Here is a 23,216-nt window from a genome sequence, read left to right on the forward strand (position 1 = left end):
TTTCGCCGGGAAGAACGGATGAAGGCGTAACTAACGCCCTGCCTCATCCAGCCGTTTCCAAACCTCACCCGGCAATTCCAGCCGGGCGGCGGCCATCAGCTCGTCCAGCTGCGCGATCGAGGTCGCGCTGGCGATCGGCGCGGTGATCAGCGGATGGGCCATGATCCAGGCCAGGGCGACCTGGGCCTGGGCGGCGCCAACCTCGGCCGCCGCGTCATCCAGCGCCGCCAGCACCGCCCGCCCCTTGTCGTTCCAGTAGTCGCGGAGGATCGTCCGCCCCCGCGCCTTGCCTTCGAAGTCGGCCTCGGCGCGGTACTTGCCACTGAGAAAGCCGGCGCCGAGGCCGTAGTATGGGATGACGCCCACGCCCTCCGCCTGGGTCAGCTCGGCCATCGCGCCCTCGACCTGTTCGCGGTCGACCAGGTTGAATTTCGGCTGGAGGGTCTCGTAGCGCGCCAGGCCCTTGGCCTTGCAGATCTCGAGACTGCCCCGCAGGCGCTCGACCGAGAAGTTGGAGGCGCCGACCGCCCGAACCTTGCCCGCCTTCACCAGACGATCGAAGGCCTCGAGCGTCTCGTCCAACGGCGCGGCCGCGTCGTCCTGGTGTGACTGGTAGAGGTCGATGTAGTCGGTTCGCAGCCGCTTGAGCGAGCCTTCGACCGCCGCCGCGATATTGGCGGCCGACAGGCCCGGCTGCTTGGGCCACATGGCCACCTTGGTCAGGATCAGCACCTTGTCGCGCTTGCCGCTCGCCCGCAGCCAGCGGCCGATCACGCTCTCGGACTCGCCGCCCTCGTGACCCGGAATCCAGGCCGAATAGACGTCGGCCGTGTCGACGGCGTTGAAGCCGCCGTCGACGAAGGCGTCCAGCAGCTGGTGCGAGGTCGCCTCATCCGCCGTCCAGCCGAACACGTTGCCGCCGAAGATGAGCGGCGCGGTCGAAAGGCCGGAGCGGCCGAGAGGGCGATGGTGCATACGGATTTCCTCTATTCGGCCGCGACCGCCCGCCCGTCCTCGAACACCGGAACGTCCAGCGCGGCCAAAGGCGCCTTGCCCAGGATTAGGTCCGAAGCACGCTCGGCGATCATGATGGTCGGGGCGTTGGTGTTGCCGCCCACCAGGTTCGGCATGACGGAGGCGTCGATGACCCGCAGGCCGGCCAGCCCTTGCACCCGCAGTTGATCGTCGACCACCGCCAGCGGATCGCCGGCCACGCCCATGCGGCAGGTGCCGACCGGATGGTAGATCGTCTCGGCCTTGGCGCGGATCCAGGCGTCGAGGTCGGCGTCGCTGCGCACATCCGCGCCCGGGGCGTACTCGGCGTCGCGATAGGGATCGAAGGCGGCCTGGGCCACCGTCTCGCGGGCGATGCGCACGCCTTCGCGGATGGCGCGGCGATCCTCGTCCGTGGCCAGATAGTTGGCCAGGATGGTGGGATCGTCGAACGGATCGGCCGAGCGCAGTCCGACCTTGCCGCGGCTTTCCGGACGCAGCTGGCAGACGTGCAGGGTGAAGCCGTCCTTCTCGACCACGACCTTGCCGTGATCCTGCATGATCGCCAGCACGCCGTGGATCTGCAGGTCGGGGCGGTCGAGGTCGGGCCGCGACTTCAGGAACGCGCCGCTCTCGAGGAACTGCTGCCGCCCGAGGCCCTTGCCGAAGAGCATATAGTTCAGGCCGACGCCCAGCTTGTTCAGGCCCTTGTTGGCCGAATAGGCGGTCTTGAGATTCTTGGCCGTCCACGAGACGCAGACGTCCAGGTGGTCCTGCAGGTTGGCGCCGACACCCTTGGACTCGTGGACCACCGCGACGCCGTGGGCCTTCAGGTCGTCCGGCGCGCCGATCCCCGACAGTTGCAGGATGTGCGGTGACTGCACGGCGCCGGCGCTCAGCAGCACTTCGGCGTCGGCATAGGCGGTCTTCTTCTCGGCGGCCTTACCGACAACGTAGTCGACGCCGACCGCGCGGCCCTTCTCGACGATGATCCGGGTGGTGCGGGCCTCGGTCACGACGGTCAGGTTCGGACGCGCCAGAGCCTGGTTCAGATAGGCCATGGCCGCGCTCCAGCGCTTGCCGTCGCGGATGGTCAGGTCGTAGGGCCCGAAGCCCTCCTGCTGATACCCGTTGAAGTCCTTGGTGGTCTTGTGGCCCGCCTGTCGGCCGGCCTCGATCAGGGTCGAATAGAAGGGGCTGTCGCTCTCGCCCTTCGACACGTGCAGCGGCCCCTTGTCGCCGTGATAGGCGTCGCCGCCGCCGTGGTGGGTCTCCGAGCGCTTGAAATAGGGCAGCACCTCTTCATAGGACCAGCCCGACAGGCCCATCTGCCGCCACTGGTCGTAGTCGCGCGCATGGCCGCGGATATAGATCATGCCATTGATGGCCGAGCTGCCGCCCAGGCCCTTGCCGCGCGGCCACCAAAGCTTGCGGTTGTCCAGATGGGGCTCGGCCTCGGTCCAGAAGCCCCAGTTCTGCTCGCCCTTGGCCTTGATCAGTTCGCCCACGCCGGCCGGCATCTTGACCAGGACGGAGGTGTTCTTGCCGCCGGCCTCCAGCAGCAGGACCTTGACGCCGGGGTCCTCGGTCAGACGCGCCGCGAGCACGCAGCCGGCCGAGCCGGCGCCGATGATGACGTAATCATAGCGTTCGCTGGCCATGCCCCGACGCCCTCCCTGGAAGGTTATCATTGTTAAGGCAGAGAGTGATCCGGGATCGATCGCCGCGCAAGGTTCCCTCACGACGTCGTTGAAGGAAAACGCCTGTTGTGCGTTCACACTCAACTCGAACCATGCCAATACTACCTTGAGACGAAACGGAAGCGGGCTCGCCCGCGCCGTCTCCCCACGCGGAGAGACCTTTGCGTGGTGAGCCCTTCTCGCGCTCACCCGCGCGAGGAGCGGGAGCGTCGCATTGCATCCCCCAAGCAGCGTGCGGCGCTCCCTGAATCTCTCCAGCTTACTCCGCCACCACCTTCAGGTGGCGGACGTAGCGCTTCCAGTTCTCGACATAGTGCAGGGCCGAGCCCTGCAGGATCATGGTGTGGTGCTCGCTGACCTCGCGCACCACCTTGCCCGGCGCGCCCATGACCATCGAGTTATCCGGAATCTCCTTGCCCTCGGTGATCAGGGCGCCGGCGCCGATCAGGCAGTTCTTACCGATCCTGGCCCCGTTCAGCACCACCGCCCCGATGCCGATCAACGAGCCGTCGCCGATCGTGCAGCCGTGAAGCATCACCATGTGACCGATGGTCACGTTGGCGCCGATGGTCAGGGGAACGCCAGCATCCGTGTGAAGAACAGAACCGTCCTGGACATTGCTGTTCTCGCCGATCGTGATCGGATCGTTGTCTCCACGCACCACGGAACCCCACCAGATACTGGCGTTCTTCTTGAGAATCACATTGCCCATCACGCTGGCCGTGGGGGCAATCCAGTATTCGTCTTGCGGGGGAAGCGTCGGCGTCGTGGCGCCCAGGGAATAGACAGTCATCCGTATGCCTCGTTTTCTTGCGCGCCATCTTCCGGTTAACACCCCGGAAACCATAATGCGCCATTGTAGTCAGGCGATTCGAGAGGGAACCTTCCTCACGCGGGGATGATTCTTATCTCGTACGGGTCGGGGGCGACTACCGCCATCGGCCCACCCGCTGACGAAGAAGGTGTCGCATTTGGCGTTCCGGCGTACAGCACCGCCTCCCAATACCGTTCTTGGCGGAAGCCCCTCCGGGCCGCCTCGCCGCGCACGCGACTTCGTCTCTATCTTCCAGCTCACATCCAAGGACGACGCCTTTTGGCCTCGTCCTTTTTTATTGCCCTCATGGAGGCTTTGATGACCAAGCGAGCCCTGAAGCGGATGGCGCGCGAAGGCGCGTATGAGACCGGCCAATACGGTGATGACGCCAAGGTGCGTCGCCTGCCGGTGGATGTTCGCGAACGGGGGAACAGCTGGAATCCCTTGGGGCATGATGGCGCGCCCAACAATCCGGAGCGCGATCAGAGCTACCTGAAAACCATAAAACCAAAGTCGCCAGGCCAGGCGCAGTTGATGGAAGCCATCGACGAGAAGAACCTGGTCATGGCGCTGGGTCCGGCCGGCACCGGCAAGACCTACATCGCCATCTCCAAGGCCGTGGAGGCTCTGGAGGCCGGCCGCGTCGGCCGCATCGTGCTGTCGCGCCCCGCCGTCGAGGCCGGCGAGTCGATCGGCTACCTGCCGGGCGACATGGAGGACAAGCTGGCCCCCTATCTGCGCCCGCTCTACGACGCCCTGACCGATCGCCTGTCGGTCAAGCGCATGCGGGCGCTGATGGCCGAGGGCGCGATCGAGATCGCCCCGGTCGGCTTCATGCGCGGCCGCACCCTGAACAACGCCTTCGTGGTCATCGACGAGGCCCAGAACTGCACCTACATGCAGCTGAAGATGCTGCTGACGCGCCTGGGCTGGAGTTCGACCATGGTCGTCACCGGCGACCCGAACCAGTCGGACCTGCTGCCCGGGATCTCGGGCCTGGCCGATGTCGCGGCGCGGTTCGAGGCGGTCGCCAACATCGCCGTCGTCCATCTGGCCGACCGTGACATCGTCCGTCACCCGCTGGTCGCCGAAATGCTGGGCGTCCTCTAGCGCTCCGTTAGAACAACCATCCCCTGGGGCCCTCGTTTCGATCCGAAACGGGGGCCTTTGGGCCTTCATGGCCCCAAATCCGAGCTTGAGTTGCGGGCGGTCGGACGTGCAAGGTCCGCCGTCTTAACTTTTCCCGGACTCGTTCATGGCCGACCCCGTAGCGCCGCGCACAGAACTGACCCTGAGAGGGGTCCTCCTCGGCGTCCTGATCACCCTCGTCTTTACCGCCGCCCAGGTCTATCTGGGCCTCAAGGTCGGCCTGACCTTCGCCACCTCGATCCCCGCCGCCGTCATTTCGATGGCCCTGCTGCGGGCGTTCAAGACGGCGACCATCCAGGAAAACAACATCGTCCAGACGATCGCTTCGGCGGCGGGCACGCTGTCGTCGGTGATCTTCGTGCTGCCGGGCCTGCTGATGATCGGCTGGTGGGCGCACGTTCCGTTCCTTCCCACCTTCGGCGCCTGCGCCGTCGGCGGCATCCTGGGCGTGATGTACACGATCCCCCTGCGCCGGGCCCTGGTCACCAACTCCAACCTGCCCTACCCCGAAGGCGTCGCCGCCGCCGAGGTGCTGAAGGTCGGCACCGGCTCGCGCGAGGGCGCGGCCGAGGGCAAGGCCGGCCTGGTCGCCGTCGCCCTGGGCACCCTGGCCTCGGCCGCCTTCGGCGCCCTGGCCGCCGCCAAGATCTTCGCCGCCGAAGTGGCCGGCTACTTCAAGGCCGGGGCCGGCGCGACGGGCATCGGCGCCTCCAGCTCGCTGGCCCTGATGGGCGCGGGCCACCTGATGGGCATCACCGTCGGCATCGCCATGTTCGCGGGCCTGGCCATCGCCTGGGGCGTGCTCGTCCCGATCATGACCACGCTCCACCAGATCCCCGGCGCCGACGCGGCCACCCACGCCCTGACCGTCTGGAAGACCGAGGTCCGCTTCATGGGCGCCGGCGTGATCGGCGCGGCCGCCATCTGGACCCTCGGCAAACTGGCCGCCCCGATCTGGAGCGGTCTGGTCTCGTCGTTGGACGCCGGCAAGGCCCGCAAGGCCGGCGGCGTCATTCCCCGGATCGAGCAGGACATCCCGATCACCATCGTCGGCCTGATCTCGTTGCTGTTGCTGGCCCCGGCCGGCTGGTTCCTGGCCCACTTCCTGGTCGGCGGCCCGATCGCCCACCTGACGGTCCCGCTGGTCGCCATCGGCGTCGGCTACGTGCTGATCGCCGGCCTGCTGGCCGCCGCCGTCTGCGGCTACATGGCCGGCCTGATCGGCTCGTCCAACAGCCCCGTCTCGGGCATCGCCATCCTGACGGTGCTGGGCGCCTCGCTGATGGTCGGCGCGGTCGGCCGTGGCCTCATCGGCCCGGACGTCACCAAGGCCCTGGTCGCCTTCGCCCTCTATGTCACCACCGTCGTCCTGGCCGTGGCCGTGGTCGCCAATGACAACCTGCAAGACCTGAAGACCGGCCAACTGGTCGACGCCACCCCGTGGAAGCAGCAGGTCGGCCTGATCATCGGCGTCATCTCCGGCGCCATAGTGATCCCGTTCGTGCTGGAGCTGCTGAACCTGTCGAACGGCTTCGCCGGCGCCCCGAACCTGAACGCCATCGCCAACGACCCTCTGGCCGCGCCCCAGGCCACCCTGATCTCGACCCTGGCCAAGGGCGTGCTGGGCGGCGATCTGAACTGGAGCCTGCTGGGCATTGGCGCCCTGATCGGCCTGGCCCTGGTCGCTATCGACGAGACCCTGCGCAAGACCTCGGCCGGCCGCTACAGCCTGCCGGCCCTGGGCGTGGGCCTGGCCATCTACCTGCCGAGCTCGGTCACCGCCCCCGTGGTGGTCGGCGCCCTCGTCGGCTGGGTCTACGACAAGCTGGTCGACAAGGACGCCACCGGCGAGGCCGCCAAGCGCCTCGGCGTGCTGGTCGCCTCGGGCTTCATCGTCGGCGAGAGCCTGTTCAACGTCGCCCTGGCCGGTCTGATCGTCGGGACTGGCAAGGGCGAGCCTCTCGCCGTGCCGTTCGCGCCGTCCGAGCACGTCGGCATGATCCTGTCCCTGATCGCCGCGGCGATCGTGGTGTTCGGCCTCTACAACTGGGCGCGCGGCGCGGCCAAGAAGACGGCCGAGGCCTGAGGCCGGAGATGTTGAAGGTCTGGGGCCGCCGTTCCTCCTTCAACGTCCAGAAAGTGCTGTGGCTCGTGGGGGAGCTTGATCTTCCCCACGAGCACGTTCCCGCCGGCGGCGACCACGGAGGACTCGACGACCCCGACTTTCTGGCGATGAACCCGCATGGGCGGGTCCCGGTCCTCGACGACGGCGGCGTGGTCGTCTGGGAGTCCCACGCCATCCTCCGCTATCTCGCCGCCCAGCATGGCGGCCCCGCCTGGTGGCCCGAGGCCCCCGCCGACCGCGCCGAGGCCGACGGCTGGATGGACTGGACCCAGACCGCCCTGCAGCGCGACTTCCTGACCGGCGTGTTCTGGGGTTGGTACCGGACGCCGGAAGCTCAACGGGACAACCGCGCCGTCGAAGCCGCTCTCGCCGCCTGCGCCCGCCACTTCCAACTGCTGGACAAGGTGCTGGCCGATCGACCGTTTCTGAGCGGCGATGCGCCGGGACTGGCCGACATCCCGGCCGGCACGCACCTCTACCGCTACTGCGAACTCGAGATCGAACGGCCGAAGACGCCGAACGTCGAGGCCTGGTACGCGCGGCTGCGCGATCGCCCCGCCTATCGCGAGGCCGTCATGATCCCATTCGGCGAGATGAAGGGCCGGCTGGCCTACTAAGCGCGGCCTAATCCGCCGCCAGGATCGTGAACATCACCTCGGCCCGCCCGCGATAGCCCAGCGACTCATACAGCCCGATGGCCGTGGCGTTGTCGGCGTAGCTGTGCAGGAAGGCCTTCTCGCCCGTCGCCAGGATCGTGGCCGTCACCTCGCGCAGCAGGCGGGCGGCATAGCCCTTGCCGCGATGGTCGGGATGGACGCAGACGCCGCTGGCCTCGGTATAGCCGTCAGGCCGCATCCGCTGGCCGGCCATGGCGACCAGCTGCCCCGCGACCCGCACGCCGATGAAGTCGCCCAGCTGGTGGGTGCGCGAGAAGAACGGGCCGGGCTTGGTCAGGGTGGCCAGGGCCAGCATCTCGGCGGCGTCGGCGTCGCCCAGCGGCAGCATGTCGAAGGCCACGTCCCAGGCCGGCGCGACGGTCTCGGCGACCATCTGCAGGCACGGCGAACTGGAGACGATCTGTGTCCCGGGCGGGGCCGGCGGCGTGGTCGGTTCGATCAGGCCGACGGTCCCCATCTCCCGGACCAGCGCGCCCAGATCGGCCGCGCTCTGCGGGCTGTCGTCCAGCGTCCCGGCGAACAGGCCGAAATCCGGATGCATTCGTACGGCGCCGCCACGCCGGACCACCAGATGGCTCTGGCGCCCCGTCAGGGTGGAGATAGCGGGGCGGTCGAGAACGTGAGCGGTCATGCGTCCATTCAAGCGGGACAATAGGCGGCGATCAACGCCTTGACGGCGCCCACCACGGCCTTGGCCGGCTTGTCGTCCCCATCGAACATCTGGCTGGAGGTGAAGACGCCCTCGATCAACAGCATCATGGCGTCGCCCAGAGCCTTGGGATCGGACGCGCCCATCTCGGCCGCCTTGGCCCGGAGACGATCACGTAGGTCCTGCTTGTGGACCTGCGACACCTGGCGGCCCGCGTGCTCACGGTGGGGGTATTCGACCACGGCGTTGGACAGGTTGCAGCCGCGATAGTCGTCGCCGCCCGAGCGGTCGGCCAGCACCTGGAAGTAGGCGATCATCTGGGCCTTGGGGGCGTTCGGATGCAGCGCCTCGGCCGCCTCGAACCGCGCCCAGAAGCCGGCCTCGACCTCGCGCAGCACGGCGGCGACCAGCTCATCCTTGGACTTGTAGCTGCGATAGAGGCTGGGTTTGGTCACGCCCGCCTTGGTGACGATCTCGTCGACCCCGACCGCGCGGATGCCCTCGCGATAGAACAGCTCACGCGCCGTGTCGAAGATGCGTTCGGCGGCGCGCGGCGCAGGACCATAGGGCCCTTTGAGAATTTCTTCGGGTGCTCGATCTGACATGATGCTTGACGATGTTACTTACCGGTACGTATGTAACCGAACAACCCCGTACCGATCGGTTACATAGAGACGACGCATGACGACCGCCAGCCGCCTGACGCGCCAACGCCCGTTCGGCCAGAACTACGCCTTCGTGGTCGCCGGGGCGATCTTCCTGGCCCTTTTGGCCGCCGCCGGCCTGCGCGCCGCGCCGGGCGTGCTGATCCTGCCGCTGGAGAAGGCCTTCGGCTGGGATCGCGGCTCCATCTCCCTGGCCGCCGGCGTCGGCATCTTCCTCTACGGCCTCACGGGCCCCTTCGCGGCGGCGCTGATGCAGTCGTTCGGCCTGCGCAAGACCGTGACCCTGGCCTTGCTGCTGATGGCGGCCTCGACTGGGCTCTCGGCCTTCATGACCGCCTCATGGCAGTACGTGGCGACCTGGGGCGTGCTGGCGGGGTTCGGCAGCGGCGCGGTGGCCATGGTGTTGGGGGCGACGGTGGTGAACCGCTGGTTCGTCGCCCGGCGCGGCCTGATGCTGGGCCTGCTGACCGCCTCGACCGCCACCGGCTCGTTGATCTTTCTACCAGGCATGGCGCTGATCGCCGACCACGGGGGCTGGAAGCCGGTCGTGGTCACCGTCGCCATCGTCTGCCTGGTCCTGGCCCCGCTGGTCTGGCTGCTGATCCCCGAGCGCCCCGCCGATGTCGGCCTTAAACCCTATGGCGCGCCGGACGACTACGAGGCCCCCGCCCCGCTGAACGGCGCCAACGCCCTGGCCTACGCCTTCCAGGCCCTCGGCCGCGCGGCCAGGACCCGGACTTTCTGGCTGCTGTTCCTGGGCTTCTTCATCTGCGGCCTGACCACCAACGGCCTGGTCGGCGTGCACATGATCGCCTTCTGCGGCGACCGGGGCATGCCCGAGGTCAAGGCCGCTGGCCTGCTGGCGCTGATGGGCTTGTTCGACCTCTTCGGCACGACGGCGTCGGGCTGGCTGACCGACCGCTATGACAGCCGCAAGCTGCTGTTCGTCTACTACGTGCTGCGCGGCCTCTCGCTGATCTACCTGCCGTTCTCGGACTTCTCGGTGATCAGCCTGTCGGCGTTCGCGGTGTTCTACGGCCTCGACTGGATCGCCACCGTGCCGCCGACCGTACGCCTGGCCACCCAGGCCTTTGGCGAGCGCGACGGCCCGATCGTGTTTGGCTGGATCGCGGCGGGCCACCAGTTGGGCGCGGCCACGGCGGCCATCGGCGCGGGCATGATCCGCGCCAGCCAGGGCCAGTATGTCGAGGCCTTCATCATCGCCGGCGCGGCGGGCCTCGTCGCCGGCGTGGCCTCGCTGATGATCCGCCGCGCGGTCCCCAAGCCAGCTCTGGCCTGAGGCGCGCAGCGATCAGAGAGGGTTAGTCCAGGTCTTCGGCCAGGATGGCCATTTCGAACATGAACGAGCCGTCCTCGTCCTCGTCCTGGAAGAGCACGCCGATGAATTCGCCAGCGACTTCGACCTCGGCCGAGTCCTTCTGCTTGGGACGCGGCTTCACGGCGATGTGCGGGTTGCCGAAGGTGCGCTTCAGGTGCTTTTCGAGCTTGGCGATGTCGTTGGCGTCCACGGGGGGCCTCTTGTTCTAGCTATGCGCCCGGGAGCGCGTTGTCGGGGCGAAACTAGCGTCCGGGGCGTGGCGCGCAAGCGCTTCCGGCGGATGAGGTGTGGACGCTCCTTCGGCCAGCAGCCAGTCGCGAAAAAGGACGGCCTCTTCGGTGGCTCCGTCGGGCGGCGTGACGGCCACGATCTTGGCCCGGCCGGGCGCGAAACCGAGCGGCGCCACGAGGCGTCCGCTGGCCAGGTCGCGCTGCACGAAGGCCCACGGCCCGATGGCCACGCCCATGCCGGCGGCGGCGGCTTCCAGCATGTAGAAATAGTGATCGAACTCCTGCTCGCTAACGGGCGGCGGCAGGTCGACGACCTCGAAATTGCGCGCCCAGTCCGACCAGCTTTCCGGGAAGGTGCGGGTCAACAGGCGCGGCAGGGCGCAGACCTGCCCCAGGGTCATCGGCGTTTTGGCCAGTTCAGGGGCCATCACCGGCCCATGGAAGTGCTCCATGAACGGCGTCGCCACCGAGTCGTAGGTCACCACCGTGTCGGGCGAGCGCATGCGGATGGCCAGGTCGATCCCGTCGGCCTTGAAGTCGAACGGCCCGTTGGACTCCGCCACCCGCACCGGGATGTCCGGATGCGCCGCCTGGAAGCCCGGCAGGCGCGGGATGAGCCACTTCATGGCGAAGGTCGGCAGGCAGGAGACGACCAGCGGCCTGGGGCCCGCAGGGATCGGGCGCGGCACGGCCGCCTCGATCTGGTCGAAGGCCGGCGACAGGGCCTGGGCCAGCTTCAGCCCGGCCTCGGTCATACGGAGGCGGGTGCGCGGGCCTTCGGTCAGGGCGACGCCCAGATGCTCTTCCAGTTGGCGGATCTGGCGACTGACCGCGCCATGGGTCACGCATAGCTCGGCGGCGGCCAGGGTCATGCGCCCATGTCGGCCGAACGCCTCGAAGGCGCGCAGGGCGTTCAGGGAGGGCAGCTGTCGGCGAGCCATGTGATTAAACCTCACAGAAGACCGACCGATAAGTCGTTATTCGAAGCCGCGCAACCGATGGATAGTCGCGCGCATGCCCGCCGCCGCTCCGCAACACATCACCCTGCCTCAGGTCCTGGCCCTGATGGCGATCTGGACCGCCGTGATCTACGGCGTCACAGCCAAGCGGCAGCCGCACACAGAGCAAATCTCACTGAAGAAGCCCGCCCCCATCGCCTGCGCCAGGCAGGGCTGATCCGCGAAATCAGGGTCCAGATAAGGGTTGGGCCCCGGCGCGTTACGCTGCCGGGGCCCAGGTCCGCCCACTAGGTCGGGGGGGCGTAGAGGGGCGGACGTGAGATAAACGCCAGCCCCTGAACGTGGTTCCGCCAGCTACTTCGTCGGTGCGAGTTTTATTTCGTAGAGCTTGGGCCACAACTTGCCGGTGACGAACAGGCGGTCGCCGACGGCGTCATAGGCGATGCCGTTCAGCACGTCGTCCTGGGTCCCGGTGACGCCGGCTTCCTTCAGCAGGCCCGCCAGCTCGATCCAGCCGACGACGTTGCCCGTCTTGATGTCGATGCGGGCGATGCGGGTGGTCTGCCAGACATTGGCGAGCAGCTCGCCCTTGACCCATTCCAGCTCGTTGAGATTGCGCACCGGCACGCCGTGGTCGGTGATCTCGATACGGCCGGTCTCCTTCAGGGTGTCGGGATCCAAGAAGCGGATGAACGAAGTGCCGTCGCTCATCATGATACGCTTGTCGTCGCGGGTCAGGGCCCAGCCCTCGCCCGGATAGCTGAACTCGCCGATCCGTTCGAAGCTGTCGATGTCGTAGATGATCCCGATCTCGTCGGTCCAGGTCAGCGCATAGAGCCGGTTCTTCCAGTCGACGACGCCCTCGCCGAAATAGCGGCTGTCGACGATGCGCTCCTGCTCGGAAACGCCGGTCTCCAGGTTCCACTTGCGGATGAACGATCGGCCCTTCAGGCCCGTGCTCTCGAAGATGAAGCCGTCGCGATAGAACAGGCCTTCGGTGAAGGCGGCGGTGTCATGCGGATAGGCCTTCACGACGGTATAGCCGCCGACCGGCGCGGTCGCGGCCAGGGCGCTGGTCACGAGCACGGACGACAGGATCAGCCCACTCAGGCCGCGAAGGAAGGCGCCCATGGGCATCCGCGCGATCAGATGTCGGAGCCGTTGTAGACGGTCTCGGCCAGGGTGTGGTCCATGGTCCGGGCCGGCTCCTCGCAGGTCGGGCAGTTGACCAGGCGCGCGGGTACGCCCGCCGCCGTGCAGTGAGCGGGCACGGCCCGCAGCACCACCGAGCCCGAGGCGATCTTGGCGTAGTCGCCGACGGTGATGTTGCCCAGCACCTTGGCCCCCGCGCCCAGCAGGACGCCGTTGCCGATCTTGGGGTGACGATCCCCGCGATCGGCGCCGGTGCCGCCCAGGGTCACGCCGTGCAGCATCGAGACATCATCGCCGACCACCGCGGTCTCGCCGATGACGATGCCGGTGCCGTGGTCGATGAACACGCCCTTGCCGATCCTGGCGGCGGGATTGATGTCGACCTGGAAGACTTCGCTGGACCGGCTCTGCAGATAGAAGGCCAGGGTCTCGCGGCCCTCGGTCCACAGCCAGTGCGACACGCGGTGAGTCTGCAGGGCCAGGAAGCCCTTGAAGAACAGGAACGGCTGGACATAGCCCTTGCAGGCGGGATCGCGCTCGAACACCGCCTTCAGGTCGGCCTCCGCCGCCTCGACGATCGAGGGATCGCTCTTGAACGCCTCGGCGGCGAACTCGCGCGCCGTCATCGCCCGCATCTCCTGGTCGCCCAGCTTCCGCGCCAGCTGAAAGGTCAGGGCGTCGGCCAGATTGTCGTGGCTGAGGATCACCGCGTTCAGCAGCGAGGCCAGGGCCGGCTCGGCCTTGGCGGCATGTTCGGCCTGGTTGCGCAGGGCGATCCAGACGGGGGTTTCCGTCTCCGGCGTCACGACTTCCAGAGGCTTGGCCATCGGGCTCTCCCTTCCCAGAGGCAGTACTCATAGAGCATTTTTTTGAAAAATGCTCGAACCAGCCGGTGAAAGCCGGCTATTCCAAGACGAGAGCCGCCAACTCGGCCGGCAGTTCCCCTCGCACGGCCATATGGTGCGTCCGCAGCAGTAACGCCACCGTAATTGCGTCGGGCATGTGGCCGACGGTCGCCGCGTCCAGCGCTTCTCGGAACGGCACGCGGGCGACGGCCAGATCCTCGGTCTCGTCCGGCGCGGTCTCGGTGGGCGACAGGTCCATGGCTAGAAAGCCGTGGCAGATCTCGTCGGTGACCGAGTTGGAGAGCTCCATCCGCAGGATCTGGCGCCAGTCGGCGGCCTGGAGGCCCACCTCCTCGGCCAGTTCGCGCTTGGCGCCGTCCAGCGGATCCTCGTCCAGCGGCGCGCCGCCTTCGGGCAGCTCCCAGCTGTAATTGGCCAGCGAGAAGCGGTTCTGCCCGACCAGGGTCACCGTGCCGTCCGCGTGCAGCGGCACGACGCCGATCGCCCGGTTCTTGAAACCCACCTTGCCGTACAGCGCCGGCCGGCCCGTCGGGGCGATGGCCCGGTATTCGGTCAGGGTGATCCACGGGTTGTCGTACACGACTTGACGGGACGAGACGCCCCAGGGCTTTCCGTGCGGCTTCAGCCAGGCGGGCTTTTCGGACATGGCGGCTCACGCGACTTGTGGCGGCCGCGCCGCGGCCATAGTTGATCGGCTTATATCGCTTCGGAGAGATCGTCTTGGCCGCTTCCGTTCCCCCTGCCCCTGAATTCGCCGAGACGCTGCCGATCGAGGCGTCGCCCGAAGTCGTCGCGTTCCTGGCCAAGCGGCGCTCGGCCTCGGCCATGAGTCTGGCCGCCCCGGGACCGGACGACGCCCAATTGGCCGACCTCCTGCGCGTCGCCGCCCGCGTGCCCGACCACGGCAAGCTGGCTCCCTGGCGGTTCGTGATCCTGAAAGGCGCGGCCAAGGACGCCTTCGCCGAGCGGATCACCCAGCTGGCCGACAGCCAGGCCAATCCGGCCAAGGCCAACGCGGCTCTGCGCAAGCTGACCCGCCCGCCCGTCGCGGTGGCCGTGATCTCGCGCTTCATTCCGGGCGAGATTCCCGAGTGGGAGCAGCGCCAGAGCGCCTCGGCGGTTTGTCATCAGTTGCTGTTGGCTGCATCCGCCCTGGGCTGGGGCGCCAACTGGATCACCGACTGGTACAGCTACGACCCGCGCGCCAAGGCGATCCTCGGTGTGGCCGAGGGCGAGCAGGTCGCCGGCTATCTGTACCTGGGCACGGCGACGGAGCAGCCGCAGGAGCGCGTGCGCCCTGACGTGGCGGCGATCACCACGGAATGGAGCCCTAGCTAGGCTCGCCGCGTTCCTTCAGCACAACGAGGACACCCCATGGCCAAGCGTAAAGACCCCTGGACGAGCCTGGCCTTCGATTCCTGGTCTCTGGGGCTGGAAGCCTCGACCGTGATCGGCCTGCGCATGATGAAGCTCGCCGCCGGCGGGGCGGCGGCCCAGGCCGAGGCCCAGCTGATGGTCGGCGAGAAGGTCGCGACCGGCATGACCTTGCCGATGCTGGCCATGACCGGCCAACTGGGCGCCTCCGGGCCGGCGATCGCGGCGGGTTCTCTGGCCCATCTGCGCAAGAAGGTGCGGGCCAACCGGCGGCGGCTGGCGAAGGGTTAGGCTTCCACCGCCAACCCCAGCCGCGCCTGGACCGCCTTCACATAGGTCGGCCCCACCGGCACCGCGACACCGTCCCGCAGCACCAACGCGATGAGGCCCTTGCCGAGGCGATTGACCGCCTCGACCCGGTCGGGGCTTACGAAGGCCGAGCGGTGGACGCGGATCATCTTGTTGGGGTCCAGCCCCTGCTCCAGGGCGCTCATGGTGATGCGGTGGATGTGGCTGCGGGTGGCGGTGTGCAGCAGGACGTAGTCCTTGGCCGCCTCGATCCAGTCGATCTCGCTGACCGCCACGCGGACATGGCCGTGGCGGGTGGCCACCCAGATGCCGTCGAGGTCGTTTTCCCGAGCCGGCGCGGTCGCCGCCTCGGCCTGTTCGAAGACCTTCTGCAAGGTGCGGCGGCGGCGAGCCCGCTCGACGGCCTGGCGCAGGCGGTCGAACCGCACGGGCTTGAGCAGATAGTCGGCGGCCTCCACCGCGAAAGCGTCGGCGGCATAGACCTCGAAAGCGGTGACGAAGACGATCTCGGGCCTGTGCTCGGCTGGTAGCTCCGAGGCAAGGGCCAGGCCGCTCAGTTCGGGCATCTGGATGTCGAGCATCATGAGATCGGGCGACAGGTCGGCGATGGCCTGGGCCGCCTCGCGACCATTGCGGGCCACGCCGACAAGCTCTGTGTCGGGGATCTGGTCGAACAGGGCCGTCAGCCGTTCCAGGGCGGCGGGTTCGTCGTCGACCAGCAGGACCTTCAGTCGCATCAGGCCGCCCTCGCCTGGGTTTCCAGCGTCAGCGGGATGCGGATCAGCACCAGGAAGCCCCGCTCTCGCGGAGCCGCCTGCAAGACGCCGCGCGCGCCGTACAGCACCTCCAGCCGCTGGCGGACATTGGTCAGGCCCACGCCCATGCCGCCCGCCGCCTGAGCTCCAACAGGATTTGGCGGCTCCCCGTCGTCCTCGATGATCACCACCAAGTCATCGCCGTCACGGGAGGCTTCTAGGCGGATCGTCACGGGCCGGCTGGTCGGGGCGACGCCATGCTTGACCGCGTTCTCGATCAGCGGCTGCAGCACGAAGCTGGGGACCAGCGCTCCGCGCAGATCGTTGGGGCACGAAAACTCGACGCCCAGCCGGTCGCGGAAGCGAACGCTCTCGATCTCCAGATAGGCCTGCAGGGTGGCCAGTTCGTCCTCGAGCGGGATGATCGCCTGGGGATCGGCCGCCAGGGTCAGGCGCAGAAACTCGGCCAGGCGGGCCAGCATCGACTCGGCCTCGTCGTTGCGACCGGTGATCACCGAGGCCGAGACGGCGTTCAGGGTGTTGAACAGGAAATGCGGATTGAGCTGGTAGCGCAAGGCCGCCAGCCGCGCGGCGCTAGCCTGGGCCTCGGCGGCCAGGGCCTGGGCGCGGGCGTCGGCCAGCTGCCGCTCGCGCTCGTGGGTGACGCGCAGGGCGATCATCATCAGGTATAGCGCGCCCAGCAAGGCGAACATCCAGGCGGCCATCAGGAACTGACTGGCCGCGCGGGCCGCGATGGCCCGCCCCGTCGGATGGGCGCCGTCCAGCATGGCGCGCACGGGACCGCCGACGACCATGTCGAACGCGGCGATGACCGCGGCGAGGCCGAGCACGGTCGGGACCAGGGCGGCGAACCGGATCGCCCCGTCCTCGCGCGTCGTCAGTCCCGCGCGCCGATAGACCAGGATCGACAGCAGCAGCCCCAGGGCTGCGAACAGGACATAGCTAGCCGTCACCCCGGCCAATGGCGGCTTGCCCGCGGCCAGGGACGGCAAACCGAACAACAGCATGTCCAGTCCCCAGACGCCCAGGGTCAGGATCGCGGCCTGCCGCGACAGAGGGGAAGATCTTGAGCCGGCGTCCGGAGCGGTCATGCCTTCCAGTTTAGCCGAAGGCGCAGAAAGCGCAGCCCGCGTCCGGCGCACCGGCGCCCGCTTTCGTCGCTCCGCCGCCCGCTCACGCGGCCCGGTCGCACGAGACCCGACAGCGCTTCTCCGCTGGGCGATGAAGGCGCGACCGCCTCGGCCAGGCGCCCCCTGGCCAAATCCCTCAGACAGGTGAACCCCGTCCGGGGCGGTTGCTCCCCCCCCCCCCTGTCGCCGCGCCTCAAAGGTGCGGCGACGCCTTTTCAGCCTCGGCCGCGATACGGGGCAACGCCCTGGTCGGGGACCCACAGGCCTTCCGGCGCTGGGCCGGTCTGCCAGAAGACGTCGATCGGGATGCCGCCGCGCGGATACCAGTAACCGCCGATGCGCAGCCAGCGCGGCTGGGCGACCTCGACGATCTTGCGGGCGACCTTGACGGTGCAGTCCTCGTGAAACGAGCCGTGGTTGCGGAAGCTGGTCAGATAGAGCTTCAGCGACTTGCTCTCGATCAGCCAGTCGCCCGGCGCATAGTCGATCACCAGGTGGGCGAAGTCGGGCTGGCCGGTGACGGGACACAGCGAGGTGAACTCCGGCGCGACGAAGCGGGCCAGGTACAACACGTCGTGCTGCGGATTGGGCACGCGCTCCAGGGTGGCGGCTTCGGGGCTCTCGGGCGCGTCGACGACGCGGCCCAGCTGGGTGACGTTGAGATCGGTCATCGGCGCGATTTAGGCTCCCGCGCCCCGCGAGACAAGCCATGCGCCTGCCGCTACAACGTCGCAAACACTTGTTTGGGAGAGAACCATGTCGGGACGGGACTTCGACGGCTTCACGGTGGTGATCACGGGGGCCTCCACGGGCCTGGGCCGCGCGATCGCGGTGGAGGTCGCCCGGCGCGGCGCGGGGCTGGTGGTCGTCAACTACGCCAGCAGCGCCGACGCGGCCGCGGAAACCGCGCGCCTGGTCGAGGCCGAGGGTTCGAAAGCCGTCCTGGTTCAGGGCGACGTCGCCAATGACGAGGACTGCAAGAAGATCGTCGCGGCGGCCGCGCCGACCGGCCGCATCGACGCCCTGTTCAACAACGCCGGCGTGACCAAGTTCGCGCCCAACCACGCCGACCTCGACGCGGTGAACGCCGAGGACTTCCTGAAGCTCTATGCGGTCAATGTCGTCGGCGCCTTCCAGATGGTCCGCGCCGCCCGCGCGCTGCTGGAGGCCGCGCCGTCGCCGAGCGCCGTGGTCAACACCAGCTCCATCGCGGCGGCCCAGGGGATCGGCTCGTCGGTGCCCTATGCCGCCTCCAAGGGCGCCATGACCACCATGACCCTGTCGCTGGCCCGGTCGCTCGGCCCGCGCATCCGCGTCAACGCGGTCTGCCCCGGCTTCATCGACACGCCATGGTTCAAGGACGTGCCCGACGACTCGATGGAACGCCTGCGGGCGGGCGCCGCGGCGGCGACGCCGCTGAAAGTCGCCTCGACGGCCGAGGACATCGCGGGAGCCGCAGTGTTCCTGGCGTCACCAGCATCGCGCCACGTAACGGGCGAAACGCTTCTGGTCGATGCGGGTCTGCACCTGGGCGGAGCAAGTCTTTCAATGCGGTAAAGCCACAGGCCAAGCGCTATCGTCTTTTTAAGCACCTGTGACTTGTCTGCGTCCATTCTGAAGCAAAAGCGTCACACTGCGCTCAAACTTTGAGCTTTGGGCGCCGATCTTGCTGGCGCTTCGAGTCCCTCGGTTGCAACAAAGCATACGCCCTCAACTAATCCTTGGGGGACGCAAGCGCTTGCAGGCGCGCGTCGGGGTTCCGGGTCCACAGCCCGGAGAACGACACAGAAAAGGGGATAGAACTATGAAAGCCATGAAGATCGCGCTGGCCTCGGCCGTCGCCACCGTTGCGCTGTCGGGCGCCGCGATGGCCCAAGAATTGAAGCTCGCTCCGAACATCGCCTTCACCAGTGATTATGTCTTCCGCGGCATCAGCCAAACCCAGGAAGATCCGGCCATCCAAGGCGGCCTGGATCTGACCTACGGCAAGTTCTACGCCGGCGTGTGGGGCTCGAACGTCGACTTCGGCGTCAAGGATCCGGACCTGGAAGTCGACGTCTATGCCGGCGTGAAGCCGACCGTGGGCGACACCTCGTTCGACTTCGGCGTGCTGTACTACGGCTACCGCAAGGACAAGAACGGCGCGCCGGGCGCCAACAGCTACACCGAATTGAAGGCTGCGGTGTCGCGCACCTTCGGTCCGGCGACCCTGGGCGCCGCCGTCTACTACTCGCCGGAATGGCCGGGCAAGGGTGGCGACGCGACCTACGTCGAAGGTAACGCCGCCCTGCCGCTGACCAAGCGCTTCACCGTCTCGGGCGCCGTCGGTCACCAGGAAATCGAGAACTACACCAGCTACAACACCTGGAATGTCGGCGTCGGCTATCTGGTCGGTGAAAACCTGACCGTCGACGTTCGCTATCACGACACCGACGAGCACAGCCTCGGCAAGATCTACGACAGCCGCGTGGCCGTCAGCCTGAAGGCCGCGTTCTAAGCTCACTTGAGTTTAGAGACCAAAAGACGAAGCCGCCCCGGTTCGCCGGGGCGGCTTTTTCTTTGTCGGCCTAGGTTGCGGGCGCTTTAGGCGGCCGCATGGCCAGGACGGCGACGAACACCACCGCCGTCACCGCCGCGAACAGTTCGAAGGTCGGCGAGAAGCTCCCCAGCCGGTCGCGCATCGCTCCGGCAATGAACGGCCCCGCCGCCGAGACCGCGCCGACCAGGCAGGTCAGGGAGAACAGCTCCAGATTCGACTGGCGGCCATAATAGTTCAGCAGCAGCACGGTCACGGCCAGCACGGTCAGGCCAAAGCCCACACCCGTGCCGATGGCGTAGAGCAGCATCAGGGCCGGGCTCGCGGCCCTGGCCAGGGCCAGCAGGCCGACGACCAGCATCCCTTGCGCGAAGATCAGCAGCCAGCGCGGATCGACCCGGTCGCCCAGCGCTCCGCCGGCCAGTCGGGCCAGGGTCTGCATCAGCGATTCCAGGCTCAGCATCTTGGCCGCGAGCGCCGCGGCCGCGACCGAGGCGACGCCCGCGGCGACTCCCAGCTCCGTCAGGTGAGTCACCGAGACGCTGGCCACGGTCACGCCGACCAGCAGGTGGCTGAAATAGGCGGCGACCAGGATGTAGAACTGCGGTGTCCGCAGCGCCTGAGGCACGGTCCATTCGTAGGCCGTGCGGTAGACGCGGGCGTTGGCCGGCGCCTGACGGGCCTCCTGCTCGACTTCCAGGTCGACCGCATGGGCGGCCTGGTTCAGCCACTTGGAGCCGCCGACCATCAGGGCGCAGACCAGGCCGACGACGGCGGCCAGCCCGGCCTGGACGATCCAGTAGGCTCGCCAGTCGTTGCCGCTCATGCCCATCAGGGTCAGCGTCATCCAGGGTCCCGCCGCGCCGCCCAGCGAGCCGAAGGTGAAGTAGACGCCGAACGGCAGGGCGCGCTTACGGAACAGCGACGACAGGACGTGGGTGCCCGGGATCAGGGCCGCCATCTGGAAGCCGACGCCACAGGCCGCCGCCCCGACATAGTAGCTGAGCAGGCTCTCGGAATTAGCCAGCCCCAGGAACCCGGCCGCCAGCACCGCCGCGCCCAGCAGCAGCGTGCCGCGCACGCCGATCCGGCGGATCAGGATGGCCGGCAGCCACGACGAGGCGCCCGTAAAGACTCCCAGCACCGAAAAGCCCAGGAACGCCTTCTCGAAGCTCCACTTCAGCTCGCCGATCATCGCCGGCAGGACGACGCCCAGCGAGCCGTAGGTCGAGGCGGTGATCAGGAACAGCAGCAGGCTGAACGCCGCCAGCAGCAGCCACGGGCGGAAGCGGTCGTCAGGCTTGGTCACGATCAGAACGTCCGCTTCAGGGTGGCCCGCCACTCCCTCCCCTTGCCCGGCAAGGCGCCGAGGTTGGCGTAGGTGTCGGCGTCGGGGGTGAAATAGAACTTGTTGAACAGGTTATCGATATTGACCGACAGGGTGTACGGCCCGTGGTTCACGAAAGCTGAAGCGTTGACCAAGGAATAGGACGGATAGCGCACGGCGTTCTGCACCGTACCCGCCGTGCGGCTGACATGGCTGACGCCGACCGTCGCGCCGGCCTGGCCCCAGTCGTAGCCCTTGCTGGTGTAGGTCCCGTACAGGCTGACCACCGACTTCGGGATCAGGGTGTAGGCGTAGTCGCCACTCCGTCCCGGCAGGCTGGCGAAGCTCCACACCACGTACGAACCGCCATAGCCCTGGGCCCCAGGGACGCCCGCCGTATAGGCCGGGATGTACTGGAACGAGGCGTCCGGGCCCTTGATCGTCGTGCGCTGGCTGTTGCCGGCGAAGGTGAACGACAGGCGCTCCGACGCCAGCCAGCGGACCTCGACCTCGACGCCCTTGGCGCGCGTGCCCTGCACGACCGGCGGGGCGATGGCGCCGGCGATCTGAGTGCGGTTCTGGCGATAGGCCGCCAGCGAGCCGATCAGCGTCCCGCGCAGCAGCTGGAACTTCACGCCCGCCTCGGTCAGGTCCGAGCTCGACAGCCACGAGCCGTCGGCCACCAGGTTTGGCGCGACGTCGCCGGCCTGGCTCATCTCCAGCGCGGCGGCCTTGGCGTAGCTGACATAGGGCATCAGGCCGATCGGCAGCTTGTAGGTCAGGCTGGCGCCGTAGGTGGCCTTGTTCCGATCGTCCGCCTGCTTGCCGGCGATGACGTAGCTGAGGACGCCGGTGTCTTCGCTCTCGACGTCGTAGTGGTCCCAGCGGCCGCCCAGCACCAGGTTGAAGCGCCCGGCCTCGATGTCGGAGGTGATGAAGACGCCGGTCTGCTTCCAGGTCGAGCGGTTGTCGTTCTCCCACTGCAGGCCGATGTCGCCGGCTTCCGTGTCGAACGGGCTGTCGATGGTGTCGGTCGGCGTGGGGCCGAAGCTGATGTCACGGCGATCGAGCGCGATCAGGCCGCTGTTGAAGCTCTCGCGCCGGCGGCCCTCGAACCAGCGATGCGCGCCGCCGACCAGGGTGCGGGCGTGAACGGCGCCGACATCGGTCGGGAAGGCGTAGGTCAGGCGGATCTCGCTGACTTTGGCGTCGGTCGTGGCCGGATAGCCATAGGAGACGAAGCGGCGGTTCTCCAGCCGGTCGTGGAACAGCTGCAGCTTGATCGCGCGGTCGCCGCCCAGGTCCTTGGCGAGGTCGAAATAGAGCGTCTGGGTGTTGGTCTTCGAGAAGTCGGCGGGACTGATATAGACCGTGCGCCTGTCCAGCTTCGTCGTGCCGACGCCGGTGTCCAAGGTGTGGGCCGCGTCGGTGCTCGGGAAGCCGTAGTACGCGATGTAGAGGACGCTGGCGTAGGGGTAGAACCCCACTTCATTGGGCGTCAGCTTGCCGTTGTGGTCGGCGTCGACCAGCGACGTGTCGCGGCCGGTGATGTAGGTCCGGTTGTCGATCAGGTCCTGGGTCAGGCGGTTCCAGCCCGGCGTCTGCACGTCGCCGTCCGAGTGGAACGCCATGCCGCCGAAAGCCGTGCTCCAGCCGTTCCCAAGGTCGAAGTCAGACGAGACCTCCAGCGTCTGGTGACGCGGATAGACACCCTTGTAGTAGCTGTGGCTGTCCTCGGCCTCGCCATAGACATAGACGCCGCCCTCGGCCCCGCCGAGGTTCACGGGCGCGCCGAACTGGCCGGTGACCAGCTTCTTGTTGTAGCCGCCGACCGTGGCGGTGAGCTCACCCTCCGGCTTGGCCAGGAAGCGGCCCTCGTCGCGGGCTGACTTGGGGATGAAATTGACCAGGCCGCCGACCTTGCCGGCGCCATAGACCGGGGTCGGAGGGCCGCGCAGGATCTCGATGCGCGAGGCCCCGCCGATCGGAGTCGAATAGGTCCCGCGGTTCTCCACGCGCTTGAAGCCCCTGAAGTAGTTCTCGGCCAGGGTGCCGCGGATGTTGAGCGCCCCGGGCACGCCGTAGAAGCTGGCGGTGTGGGTCCCGGGCGAGACCTTGGTGACGCCGTCCAGGGTCAGCACCCCGTAGCGCTCCAGCGTCACGTCGCTGACCAGGCTGGCCGAACGCGGCGTTTCGACCAGCGGCTTGGCGAGGCCGAAGACGCTCGTGCTCGGCTGCTTCTCCAGCAGGCCCGCCTTGTCGCGCGCCACGATGATCACCGCATCGACCTGATCGGCCACCTGGTCTTCCGCATGCGCCGCGAACGCGGTCGCGCTCGAAAGAGCCAGGATGCTGGCGGACAGGAGAACGCTTCTGGACGGCATCGGAGTTCAGGCCTTCACGCCGACGGGCGGGAAGGCCTGGCGGTCACGCTCCGATATCTGGG

22 protein-coding genes and 2 pseudogenes are annotated in these 23,216 nt (G+C 67.9%); 9 read left to right on the plus strand and 15 right to left on the minus strand.

What is annotated here, in order from left to right; genetic code table 11:
* Nucleotides 1-30: 30 nt before the first annotated feature.
* From AC1RNC_RS09125 to AC1RNC_RS09135, 3 genes are all read right to left on the minus strand, one after another.
* Complete coding sequence (locus AC1RNC_RS09125) at nucleotides 31-975, minus strand: aldo/keto reductase (protein WP_492885569.1); 945 nt, start codon at nucleotides 973-975, stop codon at nucleotides 31-33.
* 11 nt (nucleotides 976-986) lie between these two features.
* Nucleotides 987-2,654, minus strand: a complete 1,668-nt coding sequence (locus AC1RNC_RS09130) for a choline dehydrogenase (protein WP_492885571.1) — start codon at nucleotides 2,652-2,654, stop codon at nucleotides 987-989.
* Between the two features lie 298 nt (nucleotides 2,655-2,952).
* Entirely contained in the window at nucleotides 2,953-3,486 is a 534-nt protein-coding gene (locus tag AC1RNC_RS09135) for a gamma carbonic anhydrase family protein (RefSeq protein ID WP_492885573.1), read from the minus strand.
* Between the two features lie 327 nt (nucleotides 3,487-3,813).
* On the opposite strand from AC1RNC_RS09135, the gene AC1RNC_RS09140 reads away from it, so the two are divergent.
* From AC1RNC_RS09140 to AC1RNC_RS09150, 3 genes are all read left to right on the plus strand, one after another.
* Entirely contained in the window at nucleotides 3,814-4,617 is an 804-nt protein-coding gene (locus tag AC1RNC_RS09140; protein WP_492885574.1) for a PhoH family protein, read from the plus strand.
* A gap of 145 nt (nucleotides 4,618-4,762) precedes the next feature.
* A complete protein-coding gene (locus AC1RNC_RS09145; RefSeq protein WP_492885576.1) occupies nucleotides 4,763-6,742 on the plus strand; it encodes an OPT family oligopeptide transporter in 1,980 nt (659 codons plus the stop codon).
* Between the two features lie 8 nt (nucleotides 6,743-6,750).
* Nucleotides 6,751-7,398 (plus strand): glutathione S-transferase family protein, encoded by a 648-nt coding sequence (locus tag AC1RNC_RS09150; RefSeq protein ID WP_492885578.1) that lies wholly within the window; start codon nucleotides 6,751-6,753, stop codon nucleotides 7,396-7,398.
* A 7-nt stretch (nucleotides 7,399-7,405) separates the two neighbouring features.
* Here the strand turns inward: AC1RNC_RS09150 and AC1RNC_RS09155 are convergent, their stop codons facing one another.
* Nucleotides 7,406-8,089 carry a GNAT family N-acetyltransferase gene (locus AC1RNC_RS09155; protein ID WP_492885580.1) on the minus strand — a complete coding sequence of 228 codons (684 nt, stop codon included), beginning with the start codon at nucleotides 8,087-8,089 and terminating at the stop codon, nucleotides 7,406-7,408.
* 8 nt (nucleotides 8,090-8,097) lie between these two features.
* Nucleotides 8,098-8,712 carry a TetR/AcrR family transcriptional regulator gene (locus tag AC1RNC_RS09160; protein ID WP_492885582.1) on the minus strand — a complete coding sequence of 205 codons (615 nt, stop codon included), beginning with the start codon at nucleotides 8,710-8,712 and terminating at the stop codon, nucleotides 8,098-8,100.
* A gap of 76 nt (nucleotides 8,713-8,788) precedes the next feature.
* Here AC1RNC_RS09160 and AC1RNC_RS09165 point away from each other — a divergent pair, with 76 nt between their 5' ends.
* Nucleotides 8,789-10,072: an MFS transporter gene (locus AC1RNC_RS09165; protein WP_492885583.1), complete on the plus strand. Its 1,284-nt coding sequence runs from the start codon at nucleotides 8,789-8,791 to the stop codon at nucleotides 10,070-10,072.
* A 22-nt stretch (nucleotides 10,073-10,094) separates the two neighbouring features.
* Here the strand turns inward: AC1RNC_RS09165 and AC1RNC_RS09170 are convergent, their stop codons facing one another.
* Together AC1RNC_RS09170 and AC1RNC_RS09175 are read right to left on the minus strand one after the other, a co-directional pair.
* Complete coding sequence (locus tag AC1RNC_RS09170) at nucleotides 10,095-10,301, minus strand: DUF3126 family protein (protein WP_099576144.1); 207 nt, start codon at nucleotides 10,299-10,301, stop codon at nucleotides 10,095-10,097.
* Nucleotides 10,302-10,316: 15 nt separating this feature from the next.
* Entirely contained in the window at nucleotides 10,317-11,282 is a 966-nt protein-coding gene (locus AC1RNC_RS09175; protein WP_492885585.1) for a LysR substrate-binding domain-containing protein, read from the minus strand.
* Nucleotides 11,283-11,355: 73 nt separating this feature from the next.
* Between AC1RNC_RS09175 and AC1RNC_RS09180 the strand changes: the two genes are divergently transcribed.
* A complete protein-coding gene (locus tag AC1RNC_RS09180) occupies nucleotides 11,356-11,517 on the plus strand; it encodes a hypothetical protein (RefSeq protein ID WP_492885586.1) in 162 nt (53 codons plus the stop codon).
* A gap of 137 nt (nucleotides 11,518-11,654) precedes the next feature.
* On the opposite strand, the gene AC1RNC_RS09185 is transcribed toward AC1RNC_RS09180, so the two are convergent.
* The 3 genes and pseudogenes from AC1RNC_RS09185 to AC1RNC_RS09195 all read right to left on the minus strand — a co-directional run bounded on the left by AC1RNC_RS09185 (nucleotide 11,655) and on the right by AC1RNC_RS09195 (nucleotide 14,034).
* Nucleotides 11,655-12,431 (minus strand): glutaminyl-peptide cyclotransferase, encoded by a 777-nt coding sequence (locus AC1RNC_RS09185; protein ID WP_492885588.1) that lies wholly within the window; start codon nucleotides 12,429-12,431, stop codon nucleotides 11,655-11,657.
* A 14-nt stretch (nucleotides 12,432-12,445) separates the two neighbouring features.
* Nucleotides 12,446-13,279, minus strand: a complete 834-nt coding sequence (gene cysE / locus AC1RNC_RS09190) for a serine O-acetyltransferase (protein WP_492840217.1) — start codon at nucleotides 13,277-13,279, stop codon at nucleotides 12,446-12,448.
* Nucleotides 13,280-13,355: 76 nt separating this feature from the next.
* A pseudogene (locus AC1RNC_RS09195) lies at nucleotides 13,356-14,034 on the minus strand (NUDIX domain-containing protein).
* Nucleotides 14,035-14,038: 4 nt separating this feature from the next.
* Here AC1RNC_RS09195 and AC1RNC_RS09200 point away from each other — a divergent pair.
* The gene (locus AC1RNC_RS09200; RefSeq protein WP_492885590.1) at nucleotides 14,039-14,656 is read left to right on the plus strand and encodes a nitroreductase family protein; all 618 of its coding nucleotides are present in this window, start codon (nucleotides 14,039-14,041) and stop codon (nucleotides 14,654-14,656) included.
* A 36-nt stretch (nucleotides 14,657-14,692) separates the two neighbouring features.
* Nucleotides 14,693-14,983 carry a hypothetical protein gene (locus tag AC1RNC_RS09205; RefSeq protein WP_492885592.1) on the plus strand — a complete coding sequence of 97 codons (291 nt, stop codon included), beginning with the start codon at nucleotides 14,693-14,695 and terminating at the stop codon, nucleotides 14,981-14,983.
* Here AC1RNC_RS09205 and AC1RNC_RS09210 read toward each other — a convergent pair.
* The 3 genes from AC1RNC_RS09210 to queF form a co-directional block, all read right to left on the minus strand.
* Nucleotides 14,980-15,738 carry a LytR/AlgR family response regulator transcription factor gene (locus AC1RNC_RS09210; protein ID WP_492885594.1) on the minus strand — a complete coding sequence of 253 codons (759 nt, stop codon included), beginning with the start codon at nucleotides 15,736-15,738 and terminating at the stop codon, nucleotides 14,980-14,982. The genes AC1RNC_RS09205 and AC1RNC_RS09210 overlap by 4 nt on opposite strands.
* On the minus strand, nucleotides 15,738-16,868 hold the full coding sequence (locus AC1RNC_RS09215) for a sensor histidine kinase (RefSeq protein ID WP_492885596.1): 1,131 nt from the start codon (nucleotides 16,866-16,868) through the stop codon (nucleotides 15,738-15,740). Before AC1RNC_RS09215 ends, AC1RNC_RS09210 begins: the two co-directional genes overlap by 1 nt.
* 254 nt (nucleotides 16,869-17,122) lie before the next feature.
* Nucleotides 17,123-17,578 carry a preQ(1) synthase gene (gene queF / locus AC1RNC_RS09220; protein ID WP_125155770.1) on the minus strand — a complete coding sequence of 152 codons (456 nt, stop codon included), beginning with the start codon at nucleotides 17,576-17,578 and terminating at the stop codon, nucleotides 17,123-17,125.
* A gap of 68 nt (nucleotides 17,579-17,646) precedes the next feature.
* On the opposite strand from queF, the pseudogene AC1RNC_RS09225 reads away from it, so the two are divergent.
* Together AC1RNC_RS09225 and AC1RNC_RS09230 are read left to right on the plus strand one after the other, a co-directional pair.
* Nucleotides 17,647-18,464: pseudogene (locus tag AC1RNC_RS09225) on the plus strand (SDR family NAD(P)-dependent oxidoreductase).
* Between the two features lie 247 nt (nucleotides 18,465-18,711).
* Nucleotides 18,712-19,404: a TorF family putative porin gene (locus AC1RNC_RS09230; RefSeq protein WP_492885599.1), complete on the plus strand. Its 693-nt coding sequence runs from the start codon at nucleotides 18,712-18,714 to the stop codon at nucleotides 19,402-19,404.
* A gap of 70 nt (nucleotides 19,405-19,474) precedes the next feature.
* Here AC1RNC_RS09230 and AC1RNC_RS09235 read toward each other — a convergent pair whose 3' ends face one another.
* Together AC1RNC_RS09235 and AC1RNC_RS09240 are read right to left on the minus strand one after the other, a co-directional pair.
* On the minus strand, nucleotides 19,475-20,752 hold the full coding sequence (locus AC1RNC_RS09235; RefSeq protein WP_492885600.1) for an MFS transporter: 1,278 nt from the start codon (nucleotides 20,750-20,752) through the stop codon (nucleotides 19,475-19,477).
* Between the two features lie 2 nt (nucleotides 20,753-20,754).
* Complete coding sequence (locus tag AC1RNC_RS09240; RefSeq protein WP_492885602.1) at nucleotides 20,755-23,154, minus strand: TonB-dependent siderophore receptor; 2,400 nt, start codon at nucleotides 23,152-23,154, stop codon at nucleotides 20,755-20,757.
* Nucleotides 23,155-23,216 lie beyond the last annotated feature (62 nt).

This window comes from Caulobacter sp. GW822-FHT01G02, assembly GCF_058802865.1.